Source organism: Methylobacterium sp. WL69, from assembly GCF_008039485.1.
In the GTDB taxonomy this organism is placed as follows: domain Bacteria; phylum Pseudomonadota; class Alphaproteobacteria; order Rhizobiales; family Beijerinckiaceae; genus Methylobacterium.
This window is the reverse complement of record NZ_VRUZ01000005.1, coordinates 1-18,541: the sequence shown is the minus strand read 5'-3', so window position 1 is coordinate 18,541 and position 18,541 is coordinate 1. Positions and strand designations below refer to the sequence as shown.

Sequence of the window (18,541 nt, the reverse complement as noted above, 5' to 3'; positions counted from 1 at the left end):
GGATGGGCGTGGGCGGGCGGTCCCGGCGGAGGCGTCGGGCCGGGGATGCGCTCCGCGCGATCAGGCGGCGGCGCGCCGGCTGAGGCGGCGGTAGGAGGCGGCGAAGGGCCGGGTGACGCGGCGCTCGGGGGCCGGCCAATCCTCGGCGTAGACCGTGTCGAGGTAGCGCTCGCCCCGGTCCGGCAGCAGGGTGACGATGCGCGAGCCGGCCGGCAGGGTCGGAATCAGCTTGGCGATGGCCGCCACCACCGTGCCCGAGGAGCCGCCGGCGAGGATGCCTTGGCTCGCCACGAGACGGCGGCAGCCGAGGGTGGATTCCCAGTCGGTGGCGGTGATCACGGCGTCGACCTCGGGCAGGGACAATTGCTCGGGCACGCGGCTCGCGCCGATCCCCGGAATGTCGCGGGAGCCGCCCTGGGCCCCGAAGATCACCGAGCCCTCGATGTCCACGGCGACGACCTCGATCTCGGGCCAGCGCTCGCGCAGGCGCCGGGCCAGCCCCATGAGGGTGCCGCAGGTGCTCACGGCCGCGACCACATGGGTGGGGGCCGCCGGCATTTCCCGCACGATCTCGGCGCCGAGCCCGTGATAATGCGCCCGCCAGTTGTCGGGATTGGCGTACTGGTTGAGCCAAACCGCGCCGGGCAGGGTCTCGACCAGTTCCGCGACGCGCCGGACCCGGGTCTGGAGGTAGCCGCCCTGGGCATCGGCTCGCGTGACCATGTCGATCCGGCCGCCGAAGACCTCGATGAGGTGCCGGTTGGCCGGCGCGATCTTGGGATCCACCACGGCGGTGAACGGCAGCCCATGGCGGCTGCAGATCATCGCCAGGGCGACGGCGAGGTTGCCCGAGGAACTCTCGACCAGATGGCTCCCGGCCGTGATCCGACCGGCCGCGACGGCCTCGGCCACCATGTGGCTGGCGGTGCGGTCCTTCACGCTGCCCCCGAGGTTGAGCATCTCGAGCTTGGCGAAGACCGGCACGATCTCGGGCGGGAACAGGCGATCCAGGGCCACGAGCGGCGTCTGTCCGACGGGCGGTCCGGCATTCGGCATCATCGCTGCTGCTCCGTTGCTGTCCTGTGTCCGAGAGGGAGCGCGTGAAGAGATCGGACTCTTCGTGCGCTCCGACCGGTCGGCATCGGCGCTGATTGAGGACATCCGCGGCGCTTATCAAGATCATACCCGGATAAAATTCAAAATTATAAAGCTATATCATTGGAAAAATTCAAATGAACACCGTGAATGTTTTAGAACAGAACCAAAAATTACGATTTCTTGTTCGTCGTTCATCGGTCGCTCTTCGATGGTCCATTTTCACCGAGGCGATTCTGAATCTCAGGGCGCCGGAGGGGACGGATCGCGAAGGCGCGCCGCGAGGGCTGGCATAAGTTTGCCGGATCGACCCGAACCAAAGAATAAAATATCCCATATTCCTGGAATTATTATAATGTATAGATGTGCCGATCCAGCAACGATGCTTTTCATAAGAAGCTATACAGCCGGATCTGACCTTGCCGCCGCGTCGATCTTCGACGATGAAACCCGCGGAGGCGGGGCATTCGAATGCTCGCCTCCTGGTCGCATTCCGAGGGAATGCAGCGTGTTCGCGTCGCCGCCGGAGTCGTCCGATGCCAAAGATCTCAACGGCACCCCGCCGTACGGAACGCCGGTTCGGAGCCGCCGCCAGCCTGTTCGCGGCCGCCGTCGTTGCCGCCCCCGGCATGGCGCCGGCCCAGGAGGCGGTCCGGCTCGACGAACTCTCGGTCCAGGGCAGCGGCACCGGGGGCCGCGCGCCGGCGAACCCCAACGCCGTCGTCGGCCCGCCGCCGCCGCCCTATGCCGGCGGCGCGGTGGCGTCGGGCTCCCGGCTCGGCTTCCTCGGCAACCGCAACGTCTTCGACCAGCCGTTCAGCAGCACGAGCTACACGGAGAAGCTGATCCGGGATCAGCAGGCCCGCAACGTCCAAGACGTGGTCAACAACGATCCCTCGATCCGCACCAACGTCCCGGCCTTCAGCGGCATCCTCGGCTTCTTCATCCGGGGCTTCCCGGTCTTCGCCCAGGACATCGGCTTCAACGGCCTCTTCGGCGTGGCCGACGCCTTCAATCCCGCCATCGAGCCCATCGAGCGCGTCGAGGTCCTGCGCGGACCCTCGACCCTGCTCTCGGGCATCCCGCCCTTCGGCAACATCGGCGGCGTGATCAACCTGATCCCGAAGCGCGCGGGCGACGAGCCCCTGAACCGCGTCACCGTTGGCTATTCGTCCGACGCACAGATCTACAAGGCCGTCGATGTCAGCCGGCGCTTCGGCGACAACAAGGAATGGGGCATCCGCTTCAACGGCGCGCTCAACAACGGCGACACCCCCATCGACAACCAGAGCCTGCGCTTCGGCGTCGCCGCCCTCGCCCTTGACTATCGCGGCGACCGCCTGCGGGCGAGTGCCGATCTCGGCTACCAGCAGCTCGATTTCACCTCGCCCCTGCGCAACCGCTCGGTGCTGTCGGGCTTCCCGATTCCCCGCGCGCCCGACCTCACCCTGAACCAGCATCAGCCGTGGGAGTACCGGACCAGCAGCAACAAGTCGGCCGCCTTCCGAGTCGAGTACGATCTGACCGAGAACCTGACCGCCTACGCCGCCTACGGCATGGCGAACTTCCGGCAGGAATATTTCGGCGGCGTGCTGCAGATCTTCAACGCGCGCGGCGACTATCGCGACCCGATTTCCTTCATCCCGTTCCGCATCCCCAACGAGACGGCGGAGGTGGGCCTGCGCGGCACCGTCGAGACCGGCCCGGTCAAGCACAGCTTCGGCATCGCCGCCGTGGGGTTCTGGCAGGACCTGTCCCAGGTTCCCGGCGTCACTGTCGGCCCGACCATCGTGTCGAACCTCTACGATCCGGTGATCGCCGCGCCGCGCTCGCCCGCCGCCCTGTCGCGCCTGACCCCGACCACCGCCATGCGGATCAACCGCAGCCTCGCCATCGCCGATACCCTGTCGTTCTTCGACGACCGGGTGCTCCTCACCCTGGGCGGGCGCTGGCAGGACATCGACGTGAAGTCGATCAGCCCGACCACGGGCCTGCGGACGGGAGCGAGCGACAGCGGCGCCTTCTCGCCGGGCTTCGGCCTCGTGGTCAAACCCCTCGAGCGCCTGTCGGTTTACGGCAACTACATTGAGGGCCTGACCTCCCCCGCCCCACCGGTTAACGCGGTCAACGCCTCGGCCGCCTTCCCGGCCGCCGTGTCGCGCCAGACCGAGATCGGCGCCAAGTACGATTTCGGCACCGTCGGCGTGGGCTTCGCCGCCTTCCGCATCGAGCAGCCGTTCGGCTTCACCGACCCGCGCACCCTGGTGTTCTCCGTGGACGGGCGCCAGCGCAACGACGGCGTCGAACTCACCGTGTTCGGTGAACCGGTCCCGGGCGTGCGCATCCTCGGCGGCGTCAGTCTCCTCGACGGCGTGCAGGTCGCCGCCCAGTCCCCCGCGAATGTCGGCAAGGTCGCCGTCGGCGTGCCGAGCATGCAACTCAACCTCTACGGCGAGGTCGACCTGCCGCCCGCCCTCGCACCGGGCCTCAGCCTGACCGGCCGGGTGATCTACACGAGTTCGCAATACTACGACCTCGCCAACAGCCAGAAGATCCCCGACTGGGCCACCCTCGACCTCGGCGTGCGCTACGCCACGACCCTGAGCGACCGCCCCCTGACCCTGCGGGCCAACGTCGTGAACGTGACCGGCAACAACTACTGGGCGTCCACCGGCCGCGGCATCCTGAGCCAGGGCACGCCCCGAACCGTCCTCGTCTCCGCCACGGTCGACTTCTGAACGCACCGCCGATGTCGTCGGTCTGGCGGGCGCTGACTCGAGGCAGGCCTTGCCAAGGACCGCCTTGGCGGCTCCCGACAAGCGGGTCCGGCCCTTGTCCGGTCCCGGCATCGGGCGGCCGCCGCGGCGATAACCGCCCGCGGCCCGACACGGCGGTCGGCGTGGAAGCGGCCAGTCGCGTCACCAACATTCCCGCACGCGTGGGCAGGGTCTCAGTCAGGAGGCGGGTGCCGTCGTGTCCGGGTACGTCGTCATCTCGCGCTCGGGGGGCGAGGGGTGCACATCCCTTGAGTTCCAAGGGCGGTGCGCGGTGTGCGGTGGGGGCGATTTCGTCGGGAAATGGTGGTGGGCCCGGCAGGACTCGATAATCCGCCGAGCAAGCGCAGCAGTTCCAATCACTTAGCTGTTCTCCGACAAAAGGATGTTATGCACTTCTGAATACACGCACAAGCCCTGCTAAAAGTACAATCCTTGCGTGCAACTAAGAGCAGTCAGCCTCACATACCAGTTGGTGTGGATCGGCGTTGAAGCGTCACGCCTTTCTGTAGAGGGCGGTGCAAATCCAGGCCGCCAAACCGCCCGAGGCTTGTCGACTTTGAAAGCCGTACTTCGAGTGCGGCATCGGCGTAAATGTTTGCTCTGGAAACGGTTTTGAAGATGGGTTCTGCGGGCTTGGTGAAGCTCGAATGGCCTAGATTTACTCCGCTCCGTGGCTGGATTTTCCTCCGTCCTACAGACCGGGATCGAGGCGGACGCCACCTTTCTGAGCCGCACCCCGTCGAGACCCTCGAACCAATTCACCAGCTAGAATGGGAGCGGATCGAGCGTGGGCATGCCGGTTGCTGTCTGACCGAGGCGGGCGGCCGCATGGCCCTTCACGAGCTTGGTCCGTCCCCATTGAGGTGGTCCGCCCTTTGGTATGGCTTTTGAGCCTGGAGGAAGGACAAGATGGCAAAGCACCCGAAGCCCGAGGAGATCGTTGCCAAGCTACGGCAGGCGGATGTGCTGATCTCACAGGGCCAGAGCGTGGCCGATGCGATCCGCGCGCTCGGCGTCAGTTCAGTGACATACTACCGGTGGCGGCGTGAGTTTGGCGGGCTGAAGTCAGATCAGGTTCGACGGATGAAGAGCCTTGAGACTGAGAATGCTCGGCTTCGAACTGTAGCGCTGGGACGAACGGCCGAAGCCGGTTGCCAGACAGGCCCGACGCTTGCTGATCCCGTAGGCCACCTGCAGGTGACCAGCGACCTCACGGCGAGCGGCGGGCCTCACCACTTTCGCTTGAGGACGTCCTGCAGCATGGAGCGGTCCAGCGTCAGGTCGGCGACCAGCCGCTTCAGCTTGCTGTTCTCGTCCTCAAATTGCTCGAGATCGTCGGATCTCCGGCACGCCCATGCCGACGAACTGCTTCTTCCAGCGATAAAAGGTCGACTCGGATACGCCCATCTTCCGGCAGACCTCGTCCACCGTCGCGCCGTTCTCCGCCTGCCGCAGGGCAAAGGCGATCTGTTCGTTCGTGAAGCGTTTGCGAGGCATGGCATCCACCCTCTTTCAGGGTTGATGCCCGAAAAACTTGCGCACAGCGTGGACCAATTTGGTGGGTCAGGGTCATTCGGACGGGTCAAGGCGGCGGAAGGAGCGGAGTGATCTCATTCTAGAGATCGTCGGGGAGCAGCGGTCTGGCCTTGTCAAACCAAAGCTGAAAACCCCGCTCGATGCCGTTTTGTTAGGCGCTCTTAGGCGATGATACGCTCTAAAAGGTACAAAGAATTTTAACTCGTTTCGTCCACTGTCGCGCTAAATTTGGGGCGCAATTGGCAATGCTTGATCTGGCCGGCTACAAGTTGACGTTTACCGACGAATTTAACGCGCGCAGCATCTCGCAAACCGGTGCTGGCACGACCTGGACTGATATCCGCTCCAACTGGCGCTTCGACGCCAACTCCGACATCGGGTTCGGGCGTTCGTCGTTCGTTGACCCCGCCTCCGGTTACGACCCGTTCCGGGTCCAGGGCGGTGCGCTCGCCATCACGGCCGTCCCCGACAAGACTCCATCAGGCTATCCCGGCAGCTGGGAGTCCGGGCTGATCACCACGCAGGGTAAGTTCTCGCAGACCTACGGGTACTTCGAAATGCGCGCCGATCTCGCCGACGCGAAGGGTGGCTGGGACGCATTCTGGCTCCTGCCCGATAAGCCAGCCGCCAATCCCAACAAGCTCCCGGGCTGGCAGGAACTCGACGTGGTCGAGCATTACGGCGCCAACAACAATGGCGTCTACAGCACGATTCACACCACCGACCAGACCCCCAACATACCCTGGCAGCAGAACCGGCAGGTCTACAGCGAGACGGCCCAGTCCAGTGGCTACCACACCTACGGGATGGATTGGCAGAAGGACAAGATCAGCTTCTTCGTCGATGGTCAGTTCGTTGGCTCGCAGGCGACACCGAGCGATATGACTGGGCCGATGTATCTTCTAGCCAACCTGGCCACACAGGAAGATGCCGACGCGGCCAGCGTCCCAATCACGATGAAGATCGACTACATTCGGGCTTACTCCAAGGCCCCCGGCGCGGTCGCCGTGACCCAGGGCGCCGTCTCCGCTCCCGACGGACACGATCCGGGGCTGTACGGCGCTACCAGTACAGGCTCTGCAACTCCTGCTACCCCGGTCTCGACGCCGGTCACGTTGACCATTGGCTCTGGGTCAGACAAGCTGATGCTAAAAATTAGCGAGGACGCTTACCATGGTGACGCGCAGTACACCGTCTCGTTAGACGGCAAACAGGTCGGCGGCACCCTGACGGCTCATGCCTCCCACGGGGCCAACCAGTCGGATACGATCACGATAAATGGCGACTGGGCCAAAGGCAGCCACGAGGTTAGCATCAACTTCCTCAACGATGCCTACGACGGAACCGCCAGCACCGACCGCAACCTCTACATCGATAGCGCCACCTATAACGACGCAGCTGTCTTCGGCAGCCAGATCTCGCTGATGAGTACCGGCGCCCACGCCTTCACCGTTCAGGACACCAGCGCAATCCCAGCGTTACTGTCTGTAACAACATCCATCAGCTTTAGCACGGACAATTTAGCCGTGCCCATTGATACCCAAAACCAGTCTCAAAACCGTCCGTATTTCGGAACGGTTACGCACGATGTGCACAGCGCAGCCGGCGAGGTCTACGCTCTCTACGATGCCCTCCTAGGCCGTCCAGCCGACGCCCTTGGCCTTGCCGCGTGGACGAATGCTGTGGGCCATGGACTCACACTCAAAGACGTTGCTCGGCAATTCCTAAGCTCACTGGAAGGACAGGCTTGGGTTGGTACACTCGACAATGCGGCATTCGTCGAGCACATGTACGAAGCGAGCCTGCACCGGCATTCGGACGTAGCTGGTTTGCAGAGTTGGATAGACACGCTCGCTCAGGGAGTCTCCCGAGCGGATGTGGCGTTAGGCTTTGCCCTCTCGCCTGAGCACCTCGCCAACATCCAAGGCGCTTTCGACACGGGCGTGTTCGTGCCCGATGCGAATGCCGCCGCTGCAGCGCGTCTTTACTATGGCATCCTAGACCGAGCACCCGATGCTGCCGGCCTTGTTGGATGGACGAGCGAGGTTCAGCACGGCACTTCTCTCACCAGCATCGCGCAGCAATTTTTGGCCTCACGCGAGGCGCAGGTCAAACTCTTGGGCGTAAGCGATGCGACATTTGTTTCAAGCCTTTACAGCAACGCGCTAGGCCGAGCACCCGACGTCAGTGGTTTGGAGTTTTGGATGGAATCTCTACAGCACGGAGCGTCGTACGCCGATGTTGCTGTTCAAATATCGGCGAGCTCAGAAGCGCAGATCCACCTCGTTGGAAAAATCGAGGCAGGATGGAACCTTATTTGATCTTAGTATTGGGGCGGACCAGCCACAACGCAGCGGTAGGGAAAAAGTCCTACCGTTTTACGTTTGACCTAACTGGCACTAACTTTGACGTAACTGGCACTAACGATGAGGATACCCAACCTACGGTCGATGGCATCCGCTACAACACCTCCCGCTGCGAGCCCCAGAGCAGGTGGCATACGCTGGAATGGATCGCAAAACCAGCGATTGACTGGTGAGGTCGTGGATTGCCCATGCCCATTCGATCTCCAGACCATCTCTTGCCTCGACTCAAAGGGAGAGGGTATAATACCATCTCTGATTGATTAGCTCGGAGTCGTATTTGTGGCCATCAATGGAAGAGGGTGTTGTCGCGCACGGTTTTGGAATCGGCTTCGAGGTCTCGGCAGCGTTGCTCGATGCGCTTCTGGACTTCGTTCAGACGGTCGAAGTGCCGGTTGACGATGGGTTCGTCGACGAGCCGCCAGAGATGTTCGGCGGGTTGTAGCTCAGGTGTGTAGGGCGGCATGTAAACCAACCGTATACCCTCGCGCACCCGCAATCCTGGCTCGGTGTGGCAGCCGGCGCTGTCGAGAAGCAAGATCACGGGTACCGTTCGCCCGCGCCGGCCTCGCGGGCGAACAGCGCCAGGGGAGCCTCGAAGAGCGGCTCGGATACGCCGATGCCGACATACCAGTGGCTCTCATCCGTGGCAGTTGCCACGAAGGCGGTGACGTAGAGCCACTCGTAGCGGTGGTGACCGAGGGCGATGGGCCGCTGTCCCCGTGGGGCCCAAACCCGGCGTGTCACCGGCTTCAGCCCGATGCGGTGCCCGTCCGTGAAAAATGCGCGACCGATCGGCCGGGATGGCGGGCTTCTTCTTCAGCGAGGGTCGCGGCGAGTTTTTTTTGAAAATGGGTAAGTGCCTCGGGGCCGGCGACAGCCGGGTTCCTAGGGCGCGGCGCCTGGAACGACCAGCCGATCGCCCGCAAAGCTTCCCAGGCGCGTTGCGGATAGACCGAGACCACCCCGAGTTCGGCCGCCATCCACAGAGCGATCTTGGGAGTACTCTAAGTTCCGCCATCGAGCCGCAGCTCGGTGAGGCGGGCGCGCAGCTTGTCCAGGAGTTCGGGGGTCGGCAGGCGCGGGGGCCGTGCCGTTGCGGCGACGCCTATCACCCTGCGCGTCGGGCCCAAACTGGTTGTAGCGCTGCGCCAGTTGCTCCAGCCACCGCGGTACGAACCCGGTCGTGGCCGCGACTTCGGCCAAGGGTTTGCTCTGCGTCAGAAGCCAGATCGCATGGTAGTGCAGGGTGGCGCAGGCATCCTCCCAAGTGCGAGCCCGCCGGCCCAGTTCTGCGACACTCAGGAAATCAGCAATATGGGCCATGTCCGCCTCCAAACCACAGACCCGAGCAAGTTCACCGGCCAACAGGAATCCCAAAACCGAGTCAATCGAACGGAGCTTGGACTACTTGTAATTAATTCTTCAAAGTACAAAAGGACGCCATCGTGCTTCTGCCTAAATCTATGTCTAAAAACCCGAACCTTATTAGTCTTTCGGGCCGGCGCTTCGGGTTGTGGATGGTGGCGCAGCAGGCTGGCAACACAACACGTGGTGGCACCCTTTTGGACGTGCACGTGCGACTGTGGAACAACTCGCATGGTTCTTGCCTCGAATCCGAGAAACGGAAAATCGGCGTCCTGTGGATGAGCCAAACGAAAAGTCATCGGTGAATCGATTCGTATCAATATTTTAGCTCGCGCTTGATGCAGTCGCGTTAAGGAGTCAACCATGAGCAACACCAGCCCACCGACCGGCATCTGCCGCCTCTTCATGATTGCCCGCGCCTACGTCCGCATCGGCTACTGGATGGCAAAGGAAATGAACCCTTGGCGCCGGCCTTATGGAAAACGGCGGGACTAATTTTTTCCGGTATTCTGAAATTTGGGACAGAAGGGGTTGATCCGCCCTTACATGTTGTTCCGAAGGTGAAATGAAGTACGCCTTCGGTGAAGGCCGCGGTCGTGGTCCTGGCGGGGTGTCAGGCGGCGATCTGATGGAGCCGAGATGGGGTCCAGTTCCACGGCAGCAGATCGTCGATGCGCCGGGCGGGATGGTCGGGTAGCCGCGCGAGTACGTCGGCGAGCCACGCCTGCGGGTCGATGCCGTTGAGCTTGGCGGTTTCGATCAAGGTGTAGAGCGCCGCGGCGCGATGGCCGCCCGTGTCCGATCCGGCGAAGGTCCAATTGCGGCGGCCCACCGCGATGGGACGGATTGAGCGTTCGGCGGCATTGTTCGACAGGCAGATGCGTCCATCGTCGAGGAACCGGGCGAAGGCGGTCCAGCGCTTGAGCAGGTAGTCGATCGCCGCTGCTGTGGGAGCCTTGGCCGAGAGCTTGGCGCGGTTCTCCCGCAACCACGCCTCCAGGTCGGTGACGAGGGCAGCCGAGCGGGTGCGGCGGTGCGCGCGGCGTTCATCGGGAGCAAGACCGTTAGCGGCGCGCTCGATGGCGAAGATCGCATCAATCCGCGTAACCGCCTCGATGGCGATCGGAGCCTTCCTCAGCTCGGCCAGCTCGAAGAACTTGCGTCGGGCATGGGCCCAGCAGGCCGCCTCGCGGATTGGGCCCGGCTTGCGACCGGGCTCGTACAGCCGGCCGAACCCCGAGAAGGCGTCCGCCTGCACGATGCCGTGGAAGTCGCCGAGCCAAGTCTCGGCATGCGCGCCGGAGCGGTCGGGGGAGTAGAAGTAGGCTGCGGCCGGCGGCTCGGGGCCGCCGAAGGGGCGGTCATCGCGTACCACCGTCCAGAGCCGGCCCGTGCGGGTCTTGCCCTTGGCCAGGACCGGCACCGGCGTGTCGTCGAGATGGAGGCGGTCGGCTCGCCGGACATGGGCCTCGATCCGGGCGACCAGGGGCGACAGGGCGGTGGTGACGGCACCGACCCAGCCGGTCAGGGTCGAGACGTCGATCGGCACGCCTTCATGGGCAAAGCGCTGGCTCTGGCGATGCAGCGGCAGGTGAAGGCCGAACTTGGCCATCATCACCTCGGCCAGGAGGTTCGGCCCGGCCCGGCCCCGCGGGATCGGGTGGAAGGGAGCCGGGGTCTGCGCGATGGTCTCGCAGTCGCTGCAGGAGAAGCGCTCGCGCACGTGCTGGATCACCACCCAGCGCGCCGGGATCCGCTCCAGGGTCTCGGTGACGTCTTCGCCGAGAGGGCGCAGGCGTGCCCCGCCACAGCAGGCGCAGGTCGTCGGGCCGGGATGGACGATACGCTCGCGCAACAGATGCTCGGGCAGGGGTCGGCGGGCGGGCTTGCCCCGGGAGGACGTCGGGGTGGTGCGCGCCTCAGGCTCACTCGTCGCCTGCGCGTCCGTTTCGGCCAGCGTCTCCTCCAGATCCTCCAGGACGAGTTCGAGCTGGTCGATCCGGGCGCTGCGTTCCGAGGAGGCCCCGAAGCGCTCCCGTCGCAGCCGGGCGACCTCCAGCTTCAGCCGTTCGACCGCGATCTCGGACACGAGCCGCGCCGCCCGCTCAGCCAGGATCATGGCGTGGGCGGCAGCGAGATCGGTGGGAAGCGGTGGCGGCTCGGGCGCGTTCAGCACCCTGGTAGAAGAGAATATTGCTCAGCCTTTGTAACGCGTTATCCTCAGCCGACAGCGCTCGGACGCCAGCTCTCCTGAGGCATCCGCCAGTCGATGCCCGAGAGCAGATAGCCGAGTTGCGCCGTCGAGATCGTCACGGCTCCGTCCGCCACCGACGGCCACAGAAAACGGCCGCGGTCGAGCCGTTTGGTGTACAGGCACGCGCCCTGGCCATCGTGCCAGATCACCTTAATCAGGTCGCCGCGCCGGCCGCGGAAGACGAACAGGTGCCCGCAATGAGGGTCGCGCCTCAGCGTCTCCTGGACGATCATCCCCAAGCTGAAAAAGCCTTTGCGCATGTCGGTGTCGCCGGTTGCCAGCCACACCCGGACGTTGGCCGGTAGCGGGATCATCGGCCCTCCAGGGCATCGAGTACTCGTCGCAGCGCCGCGGCATCGACATCCCGGTCGACCTTGAGACGCCGACCACCGCCGAGATCGATCTCCATGATCCCGGTCTTGCGCCGCGCTCGACGGGGCTGGGCCTGAACACCAGGATCATCCAACTGTAGAGCCGGAACTGCCGGCGACGGCTCCGGGGTGATCGCGACGGGCACGAAGACCGGGGCCTGATCGTCCCCGCCCAAACGGCCTTGCCGAGCCTGGCGTCGCCACGTGAACAGCAGGCCCTGGGCGATTCCGTGCCGGCGCGCCACCGAACACACCGACACCCCGGCCTCGTACGAGTCTTCGACGATCCGAACCTTGTCCTCGAACGACCAGCGCCGCCGTCGTTCGGCCCCCTCCAGCACTTCGACCCGCATTGCCCCAACCCGCTGACCTTAACGCCAGCATTAAGGTCAGGCTTCAGCCGAGTCCGCGATGCCGTCCAGCGCGGCCATCACCGGACGCGTACGAAATGAATACAAGATTGAGCTTGATTTTACCCTGTTTTATGGTTCACGCGCTACAAAAATCTCAGTCTGTGACAGCTGGATTGGCAAAAGCTCGTTGCGTCAGGCTCGCCCGGAGCCGTATGAGGTCGATCTTAGTTATAGTGGCGCGTCTATTGCTCGATGTACTCACGCGCGTACGCCAGCGATAGGCACCACGAGACGTTCAGGCATTACGTCCGCAGGCAGCTGTCAAGCGACTCAATTTAGGCGTTTTCGGTTGGCTAGATGTTTAATCCCAGGGTTTGATGGGGCACTCTACACGCCGGAGTGGAGGGACGCACTATGGGCCAAATTCTCCATGGAAGCGCCACCACGACGAAGGCAGTCCGTCGCGCGATCCGGCTCCGTGAAGAGAGCGTAAGGGCGCTGGCCCGGCGCTAAGGCGTCAGTCCGACAACGGTGCAGAAGTGGCGCAAACGGGCGACGACGGCGGATGCCCGGATGGCACCCAAAGAGCCGCGCTCCACCGTGCTCACGCTTCAGGAGGAGGCGATCATCGTCGCTTTCCGACGGCACGCGCTGCTCCCGCTCGACGACTGCCTCTATGGTCTGCAACCGACGATCCCGCACCTGACCCTGTCCTCGCTGCATCGCTGTCTGGAACGGCACGGTATCAGCCGCCTGCCCGAGATCGACGGCGACAAACCCAAGAAGCAGCGCTTTGCGAGTTGCGCCATCGGCTACGTCCAGATCGACCTCGCCGAGGTCAGCACCGCTGAGGGCAAGCTCAGGCTGTTCGTGGCCATCGACCGAATCAGAAAATCCGTCTTCGTGCGGTTGGTCGAGAGCGCCGGCAAGATGGAAGCCGCTCAGTTCCTCCGCGACTTCATCGAAACGATGCCTTACCGCATCCACACTGTGCTCGCGGACAACGGCATTCAGTTCACGTCACGCCAGCGGGATATCTACGACAGTCAGCACATCTTCGATCGTGTTTGCGACGAGCATGACATTAAGTACCATCTGACCAAGGTGAACCACCTTTGGACCAACGGGCAAGTCGAACGAATGAACCGTACGATCAAAGACGCGACGGTCAAACGCTACCACTACTACAGCCATGCTCAGCTGCGAACGCATCTACATCTGTTCATCGAAGCCGACAACCATGCCCGCAGGCTCAAGAAGCTGCGCGGCTTGACGCCCACCGAGTTCATCCTGAACACCTGGACGAAAGAGCCCGATCGCTTCAGGCTCGATCCGTCACACCTCATACCGGGACCGTACACCTAGTTCTGGCGATGCGGCTTCGACTTGATCCGACCCGTGGGGTAATTCAGGTTTTGCGCGCGGTCAGGCGTCGCAGCGTGGAGGCCATCGCCCTGAGCTCCCGGTATTCGAGGGCCAGCAGCACCGCGAGATACGCGGCCGCTCCGGCCGTCAGCGATAGGGCGGTCCGCGCAAGGGAGACGGATTGCCCGTCGATCGTCCCGAGATAGACCAGGGCGGCGACGACACTGGCGAGAATCGGAACGATCAGGCTTTTTAGCAGCGGCATCGGACTGGAACCCGTCGTCCGGCCCAAGGCGACGAACATTGCGATGGCGTAGGCGACGTTGGCAGCCCCCACTCCGGCTGCCACGGCATATACACCGATCCACGGACCGGCGAGCACCGCGAGGAGGCGCCCGGCGCTGAGACCGCTCAGGGTCCAGAACATCGCACCCCCCCGGCCGTTGGCTAGGAGAACGGCGCCGCATTGCGACGCCACCGCATTGAGCGCGTAGAACGGCAGGAGGATCTGGATCAGACCCGTCGCGCCGATCCATTTGGGCCCGAACGCAATGAGGAACACCTGGGGTGCCGAAGCGGTCAGCAGCGCCGCCGCCGGAAAAAGGATCAGCGCGAGCAGGTGGGTCAGCCGTGCATGCATCGGCTCGACCTCGCGTGGGTCCTCGCGCACCGCATGCGCGTAAAGCGCCCCCCAGATCGGGTTACCAGCGGCCTCGCACAGGAAGCGGGGGATCTGGTTGGCCAGAGTATAGGCACCCAACGCGGCGGGGCCGAAGGTCTGGCCGTAAAGAAGGTTCTCAATGGCACGCCCGACGAACTCCGCTAGGCGGCTGCCGATGACCGATCCGCCCGTGGTCACGTGCGGCCAAATCGCGGAGAAGTCAAAGACCAGGGTCGGACGCTCGAAGGCGGCGGCGTTGAAGATCACGGCCCGGACGACGAAGCCGACGAGATACTGGGCAGCGAGACTCCAGGCGCCCGCACCCTTCACCGCGAGTACCACCGCAACCCCGGCGCCCACCGTCGTCGAGACGATATCCCCGATGGAGTGGAGAACAAGGTTGCCCCGCCGCACCAGCCGCGCCGCCGGCAGGGCGGAGATCGCCATGAGCAGAAAACTTACTGACAGCAGCGCGACAATGCCGGGAAGGCGCGGCTGGTCCGAGACGGCCCCAAGGACGAAGCCAAGGCTCGTGACGATGGCGGCGATGACGCTGCAGGTTCCGAGCAGCAACCAGAACGCCGTGGACCAGACAAGGGTCGATGCTTCGCGCTCGCGGGCGAGGGACAGCCCGATTCCGCCATCCGCCAGCACCGTAAAAAACGCTACTGTCGGCAGGGCGAGGGCGTAGAGTCCGTACTCCTCCGGTCCGAGCAGGCGCGCCATGATGGGCAGCAGGGCGAGCTGGATACCGATTTTCGCCAGGCCCGTAACGCCCCCGGCCGCCGCGTTCAAGGCGAACAGTCGGCGTCCGTCGGTGGGGAGCCGTAATTTCACCGAGCGAGCTCGGGGCCCGATGTCGGCCCAAGCGGCAACCGCTTGTCCCGCCACACACGGACGTAGTCGACCTTCATGACGGCGGGTGACTTGAGGTCCTTTATCGGCCAGCCCCCACCGAGCGCAAGGTTGAGGAGGACGTACATTGGTTGGTGGTATTCTGGCTGGGTTGGCGTGTCCCAGATTTCCTCACGATTGAGATAAAACCGTGTCCGGTCAGGTGCGATAAGCACGCCGAAGGTATTGAACTTCGACGTAAAGAAGCCTGCCTCGACCTCTGTAAGGCGCTGGAGACCGAGCCGATCCTTGCCGTTCTCCCAAATATGCTGAACGGTGTGGAAGCCCTTCGGAAACGCGCCGTAATACTCGAACACGTCAATCTCGGCGGAAGATTTTTCCTTGTTCTTACCGACTAGCCAGAAGGCCGGCCATACGCCCGGCCCATCCGGAAGCTGCGTTCGGATTTCAAAGTATCCGTATTGTTGCGAGAACCCCGTCTGCTTGGGGCCATCCTTATCGACCGAACAGAGTAGACCCGAATGCCAGCGACCGTCCTCTCCTTTTCGCGCCGTGATCGTCAATCCGTCCGGACCGGCCGCGAACGGACCGAGGGGGCCCGGATTAGCAAAGCGCGCGTCGCCGAAATCCCCGTTCCAGGGTGTGTGCGCCGTCCAGCGTGTGCCGGGCCCGTCAGCCGACACGTCGAGGTAGCGAAAATCGTCTTCGAACGTGACGACGAAATCCGTCAGGTCGAGGGGGGCTGCGCCAACCGCGACGGTGCTAAGGATCCAACCGAGCACAAGCGCGGAGGCCCGCGGAAGATGGCGGCCAAAGGCCAGAAAAACGCTCATACGATCACTCTTCTTCAGCATTCGTCACCGAATCTCGGCGTCGGCCTGTGCGTTGCCGGCCGCGGGAGGGGTGGCCCGGCGCGGCACGGTAATCCGCACCACGTCACCGGGGTCGACGGTGTCGCCCTCGGAGACGATCCGCGTCTCGATTTCGCCTCCGCCGCGCCGGGTCAACGCATAGATTGGCTGCTCACCACCGCCGAGATCGGTGACGGACATGGGTGAGCGCACCTCAGCCTGATAGATCAGGTTTGTAGCCGTCTCGATTCGCTCATTCACCGTGGCGAGCTTCGCGCGGACCTCGCCCGCTTCGGTCAGCGCTTCATTGCGGCGTTTGGCTTGGAGATCGAGGCTCTCGCGCTCGATCCTGGATAAGTCCTGTTGTGCCCGGAGACGCCCGACCTGGATGTCAATGCGGTTGCTCTCGTAGGCCGCGACACTTTGTTCAACGGCGAACTGGCGCGGGGCGACCGCGAGACCCTTGGTGACGAGACCGGTGACCTGCGTGAGTTCCTTGCGGATCAGGTCGATCTGCCGCGACAGCGCTTCGTCCTTGCTATCGAGGGATGTCAGTTCCTGCATCAGAAGCGTTTTGGCCTTCGCGAATGCGCCGACCTGCGCCTTCAATGCGGCGCGACGCGCCTCGAACAGCAACGTCTCCTCCCGGATGGCGCGGACAGCGTCGAGGCCGGTGCCAGCCGTCCGCGTCTCGGCCGGGTAGGTGACGGTGTCCGCCTCGGCGATCTCAGCGGAAAGGCGCGCTTGTCGAATTAGCAATCCCTGCCGGTCCGCCGCGAGCATTCGCAGATCGCCCCGTTGGGTGAGGGCGTCGCGCTCGAACCCCAGAAGGGCGCCGTCACGGGGGCGCATGAGACCGCCCGCGATGCTGGCCGCCTGCAGCACAGTGAGCCCTGGGCGGTACTCGTATTCCCCCGGCTTGTCGACGGCGCCCGTGATGTAGAACGGCCGGTATTTCACCACCTGGACGGCGGCCGAGGGGAGCTGGGCCAAGCCGACTTTCGACTGAACGCGGGCGGCGATGGCTCGGGCAAGGTCGGCGACCGTCCCGCCCCCTGCCTGAACCTCCCCAAGAAGGGGCAGCGACAGGTTCCCTGCAGTGTCGACAACGAACTCACCGTCGAACGCCCCCCACTGGTGAGCCTCGCCAGTTCCAGTTCGCAGATCGTGAACCCGAATTTCGAGTTTGTCCTGGGGGCCGAGCCGGTACTCATTGGCCTGCGCACCCCCGGCCACGGACGAGGCAGCAGCGACCAAGAAAGACAACGTGGCAACGAGAGCGAGACGCGACATGGTGAAATCCCTGTCTTCGATCTGGGCTAACTCGGGCGCAAACCCGACGCATTGGATCGAACAAGCGAAAGGGTAAAAAAGAGAGTCTCGGCGGTGGACCGACGCTTCACATCGATTTGTTCACGGGGGTGGCCCGAATGTATGATCTTAAAAAGACCCGCAGCTATGGCGCAAATCCAGAACCTGTCTGGGTGGGAACACATGAGGGCGGGTCTCGCAAAACTACCGGTTACCGCCTATCCCGGTAGAGAATGGCGGGGCAGCAAACGCCTATTTTATCGACCCTTAAACGGCGGCGCGTGCCTCCATGGCGTCGATCCTTGCGCGAACCTCGGGCCTGCCCCAGACACGGGATTCCTGAAAGCGCTTCAAGCGCTGCTGAACTACGTATCGACCATATCGAGCCCCGCGCAGCGGACGCAGGGTTCCGGCAAGATCGGGGTGGCTCGCCGCAAGCGTTGCATAGGGGGTATGCCAAGTGGATCCCCACGGTAGGAAGGCCCCCTGCCAAGGACGCGGGTTCGACATGAAATGATACAGTCGCGGGCCGATCGAACGCTCAGCTCCGAAATTCAGAAAGAACGGCGGGAAGTTCCAGCGGAAGGAAACGAGATCGCAGCGATCGCCTACAATAAGATTTAGTGCATCCTGATCGCGGAAAATCAAAGACGCTTCTTCGCGACGGTACAGGTCCATGCCTTCGCGGCTGACCGCATCCCAATCAGACATATGGAACCGCATCACCCCGGCGTTGAAATATCGCTTCTGTGCGCTGTCGGAGATACCGATCTTCCGGAAGTAGGCACGCCGGGCAGGCCAGACCCCTTCGGAGCTTGCGATCATCACCGCCATCGGATCGGGAACAGCCAAGATACGGCCATCGACCAAGGGATAAGTGAGAAGCGGTTCCAGGGAGCCGGCAACCTGGGTGTCACCGTCAACATAAAGTATATCCTGGTATTCCCCGTTCAAAAGTTCAAAAAGAAAAAACCGTGCGCATGTCATTGGATTGCCTTCGAGGACACCTCTAGGGACGAGCCGAAAAGCTACCCCCTGCGTCTGGCAGAGTTCCGCAGCGGCCCGTGTCGCGTCGCTCGCCGAACCGAAGCAAAGAATGACGACATCCGCGACCCCCGCGGAGAGTTCGCGTCGAAGTTGAAACGCGCTCAGCAGTGTAGGCAGCAGATAACCCTCATCGATAGTGTAGCAGCACGCACGACCCGGCCGAGGGTTGGTCACAGCGCTTTGGCTCACGGACGATGAAGTCTGGTGCGGTTTAACGTCCGACGTCATTCGATCCTTAGGTTCCAATTCATGCCGAAGGGCTAAAAGCGCCGATGAACATATTACTTCTTGGAAACATACAGTTTCAAAGCGTAATGTATACATATAACTAAAA

General features: G+C 63.3%; 15 protein-coding genes and 2 pseudogenes. 5 read left to right on the top strand and 12 right to left on the bottom strand.

Features of this window, described 5'->3' with window-relative positions; genetic code table 11:
- Positions 1 to 60: 60 nt before the first annotated feature.
- Positions 61 to 1,059, bottom strand: coding sequence for a 2,3-diaminopropionate biosynthesis protein SbnA (gene sbnA, locus FV218_RS02830; protein ID WP_147708628.1), 999 nt, complete (start codon positions 1,057 to 1,059; stop codon positions 61 to 63).
- 572 nt (positions 1,060 to 1,631) lie between these two features.
- On the opposite strand from sbnA, the gene FV218_RS02825 reads away from it, so the two are divergent.
- Together FV218_RS02825 and FV218_RS02820 are read left to right on the top strand one after the other, a co-directional pair.
- On the top strand, positions 1,632 to 3,833 hold the full coding sequence (locus tag FV218_RS02825) for a TonB-dependent siderophore receptor (protein ID WP_187272949.1): 2,202 nt from the start codon (positions 1,632 to 1,634) through the stop codon (positions 3,831 to 3,833).
- Positions 3,834 to 4,781: 948 nt separating this feature from the next.
- A pseudogene (locus FV218_RS02820) lies at positions 4,782 to 4,991 on the top strand (transposase); the annotation flags it as partial.
- A 3-nt stretch (positions 4,992 to 4,994) separates the two neighbouring features.
- On the opposite strand, the pseudogene FV218_RS02815 reads toward FV218_RS02820, so the two are convergent.
- Positions 4,995 to 5,369, bottom strand: a pseudogene (locus FV218_RS02815) (transposase); the annotation flags it as partial.
- A gap of 284 nt (positions 5,370 to 5,653) precedes the next feature.
- On the opposite strand from FV218_RS02815, the gene FV218_RS02810 reads away from it, so the two are divergent.
- Positions 5,654 to 7,729: a DUF4214 domain-containing protein gene (locus FV218_RS02810; protein ID WP_147708627.1), complete on the top strand. Its 2,076-nt coding sequence runs from the start codon at positions 5,654 to 5,656 to the stop codon at positions 7,727 to 7,729.
- A gap of 331 nt (positions 7,730 to 8,060) precedes the next feature.
- Here the strand turns inward: FV218_RS02810 and FV218_RS02805 are convergent, their stop codons facing one another.
- Genes FV218_RS02805 through FV218_RS02795 form a run of 3 tightly spaced genes read right to left on the bottom strand, consistent with a single transcriptional unit; the run spans position 8,061 to position 8,754 of the window.
- Positions 8,061 to 8,315 carry a transposase gene (locus FV218_RS02805; protein WP_187272948.1) on the bottom strand — a complete coding sequence of 85 codons (255 nt, stop codon included), beginning with the start codon at positions 8,313 to 8,315 and terminating at the stop codon, positions 8,061 to 8,063.
- The gene (locus tag FV218_RS02800) at positions 8,312 to 8,518 is read right to left on the bottom strand and encodes a hypothetical protein (RefSeq protein WP_147708625.1); all 207 of its coding nucleotides are present in this window, start codon (positions 8,516 to 8,518) and stop codon (positions 8,312 to 8,314) included. Before FV218_RS02800 ends, FV218_RS02805 begins: the two co-directional genes overlap by 4 nt.
- A gap of 5 nt (positions 8,519 to 8,523) precedes the next feature.
- Entirely contained in the window at positions 8,524 to 8,754 is a 231-nt protein-coding gene (locus FV218_RS02795; protein WP_147708624.1) for a winged helix-turn-helix domain-containing protein, read from the bottom strand.
- 748 nt (positions 8,755 to 9,502) lie between these two features.
- On the opposite strand from FV218_RS02795, the gene FV218_RS23375 reads away from it, so the two are divergent.
- Complete coding sequence (locus tag FV218_RS23375; RefSeq protein WP_281407795.1) at positions 9,503 to 9,634, top strand: hypothetical protein; 132 nt, start codon at positions 9,503 to 9,505, stop codon at positions 9,632 to 9,634.
- Positions 9,635 to 9,752: 118 nt separating this feature from the next.
- On the opposite strand, the gene FV218_RS02790 is transcribed toward FV218_RS23375, so the two are convergent.
- The 3 genes from FV218_RS02790 to FV218_RS02780 all read right to left on the bottom strand — a co-directional run bounded on the left by FV218_RS02790 (position 9,753) and on the right by FV218_RS02780 (position 12,117).
- On the bottom strand, positions 9,753 to 11,258 hold the full coding sequence (locus tag FV218_RS02790; RefSeq protein WP_147708687.1) for an IS66 family transposase: 1,506 nt from the start codon (positions 11,256 to 11,258) through the stop codon (positions 9,753 to 9,755).
- Positions 11,259 to 11,359: 101 nt separating this feature from the next.
- Entirely contained in the window at positions 11,360 to 11,707 is a 348-nt protein-coding gene (tnpB, locus tag FV218_RS02785) for an IS66 family insertion sequence element accessory protein TnpB (protein WP_147708623.1), read from the bottom strand.
- Positions 11,704 to 12,117, bottom strand: a complete 414-nt coding sequence (locus tag FV218_RS02780; protein ID WP_147708622.1) for a transposase — start codon at positions 12,115 to 12,117, stop codon at positions 11,704 to 11,706. The genes tnpB and FV218_RS02780 overlap by 4 nt, the downstream gene beginning before the upstream one ends.
- A 531-nt stretch (positions 12,118 to 12,648) precedes the next feature.
- Here FV218_RS02780 and FV218_RS02775 point away from each other — a divergent pair.
- Positions 12,649 to 13,482 carry an integrase core domain-containing protein gene (locus FV218_RS02775; RefSeq protein WP_246684966.1) on the top strand — a complete coding sequence of 278 codons (834 nt, stop codon included), beginning with the start codon at positions 12,649 to 12,651 and terminating at the stop codon, positions 13,480 to 13,482.
- A gap of 43 nt (positions 13,483 to 13,525) precedes the next feature.
- On the opposite strand, the gene FV218_RS02770 is transcribed toward FV218_RS02775, so the two are convergent.
- The 4 genes from FV218_RS02770 to FV218_RS02755 form a co-directional block, all read right to left on the bottom strand.
- A complete protein-coding gene (locus FV218_RS02770) occupies positions 13,526 to 14,938 on the bottom strand; it encodes an oligosaccharide flippase family protein (protein ID WP_147708621.1) in 1,413 nt (470 codons plus the stop codon).
- 38 nt (positions 14,939 to 14,976) lie between these two features.
- On the bottom strand, positions 14,977 to 15,852 hold the full coding sequence (locus FV218_RS02765; protein WP_246684965.1) for a glycoside hydrolase family 16 protein: 876 nt from the start codon (positions 15,850 to 15,852) through the stop codon (positions 14,977 to 14,979).
- A gap of 3 nt (positions 15,853 to 15,855) precedes the next feature.
- Positions 15,856 to 17,142: a polysaccharide biosynthesis/export family protein gene (locus FV218_RS02760; RefSeq protein ID WP_147708619.1), complete on the bottom strand. Its 1,287-nt coding sequence runs from the start codon at positions 17,140 to 17,142 to the stop codon at positions 15,856 to 15,858.
- Between the two features lie 285 nt (positions 17,143 to 17,427).
- A partial coding sequence (locus tag FV218_RS02755) for a glycosyltransferase (RefSeq protein WP_147708618.1) occupies positions 17,428 to 18,541 on the bottom strand: 1,114 nt, incomplete at its 5' end.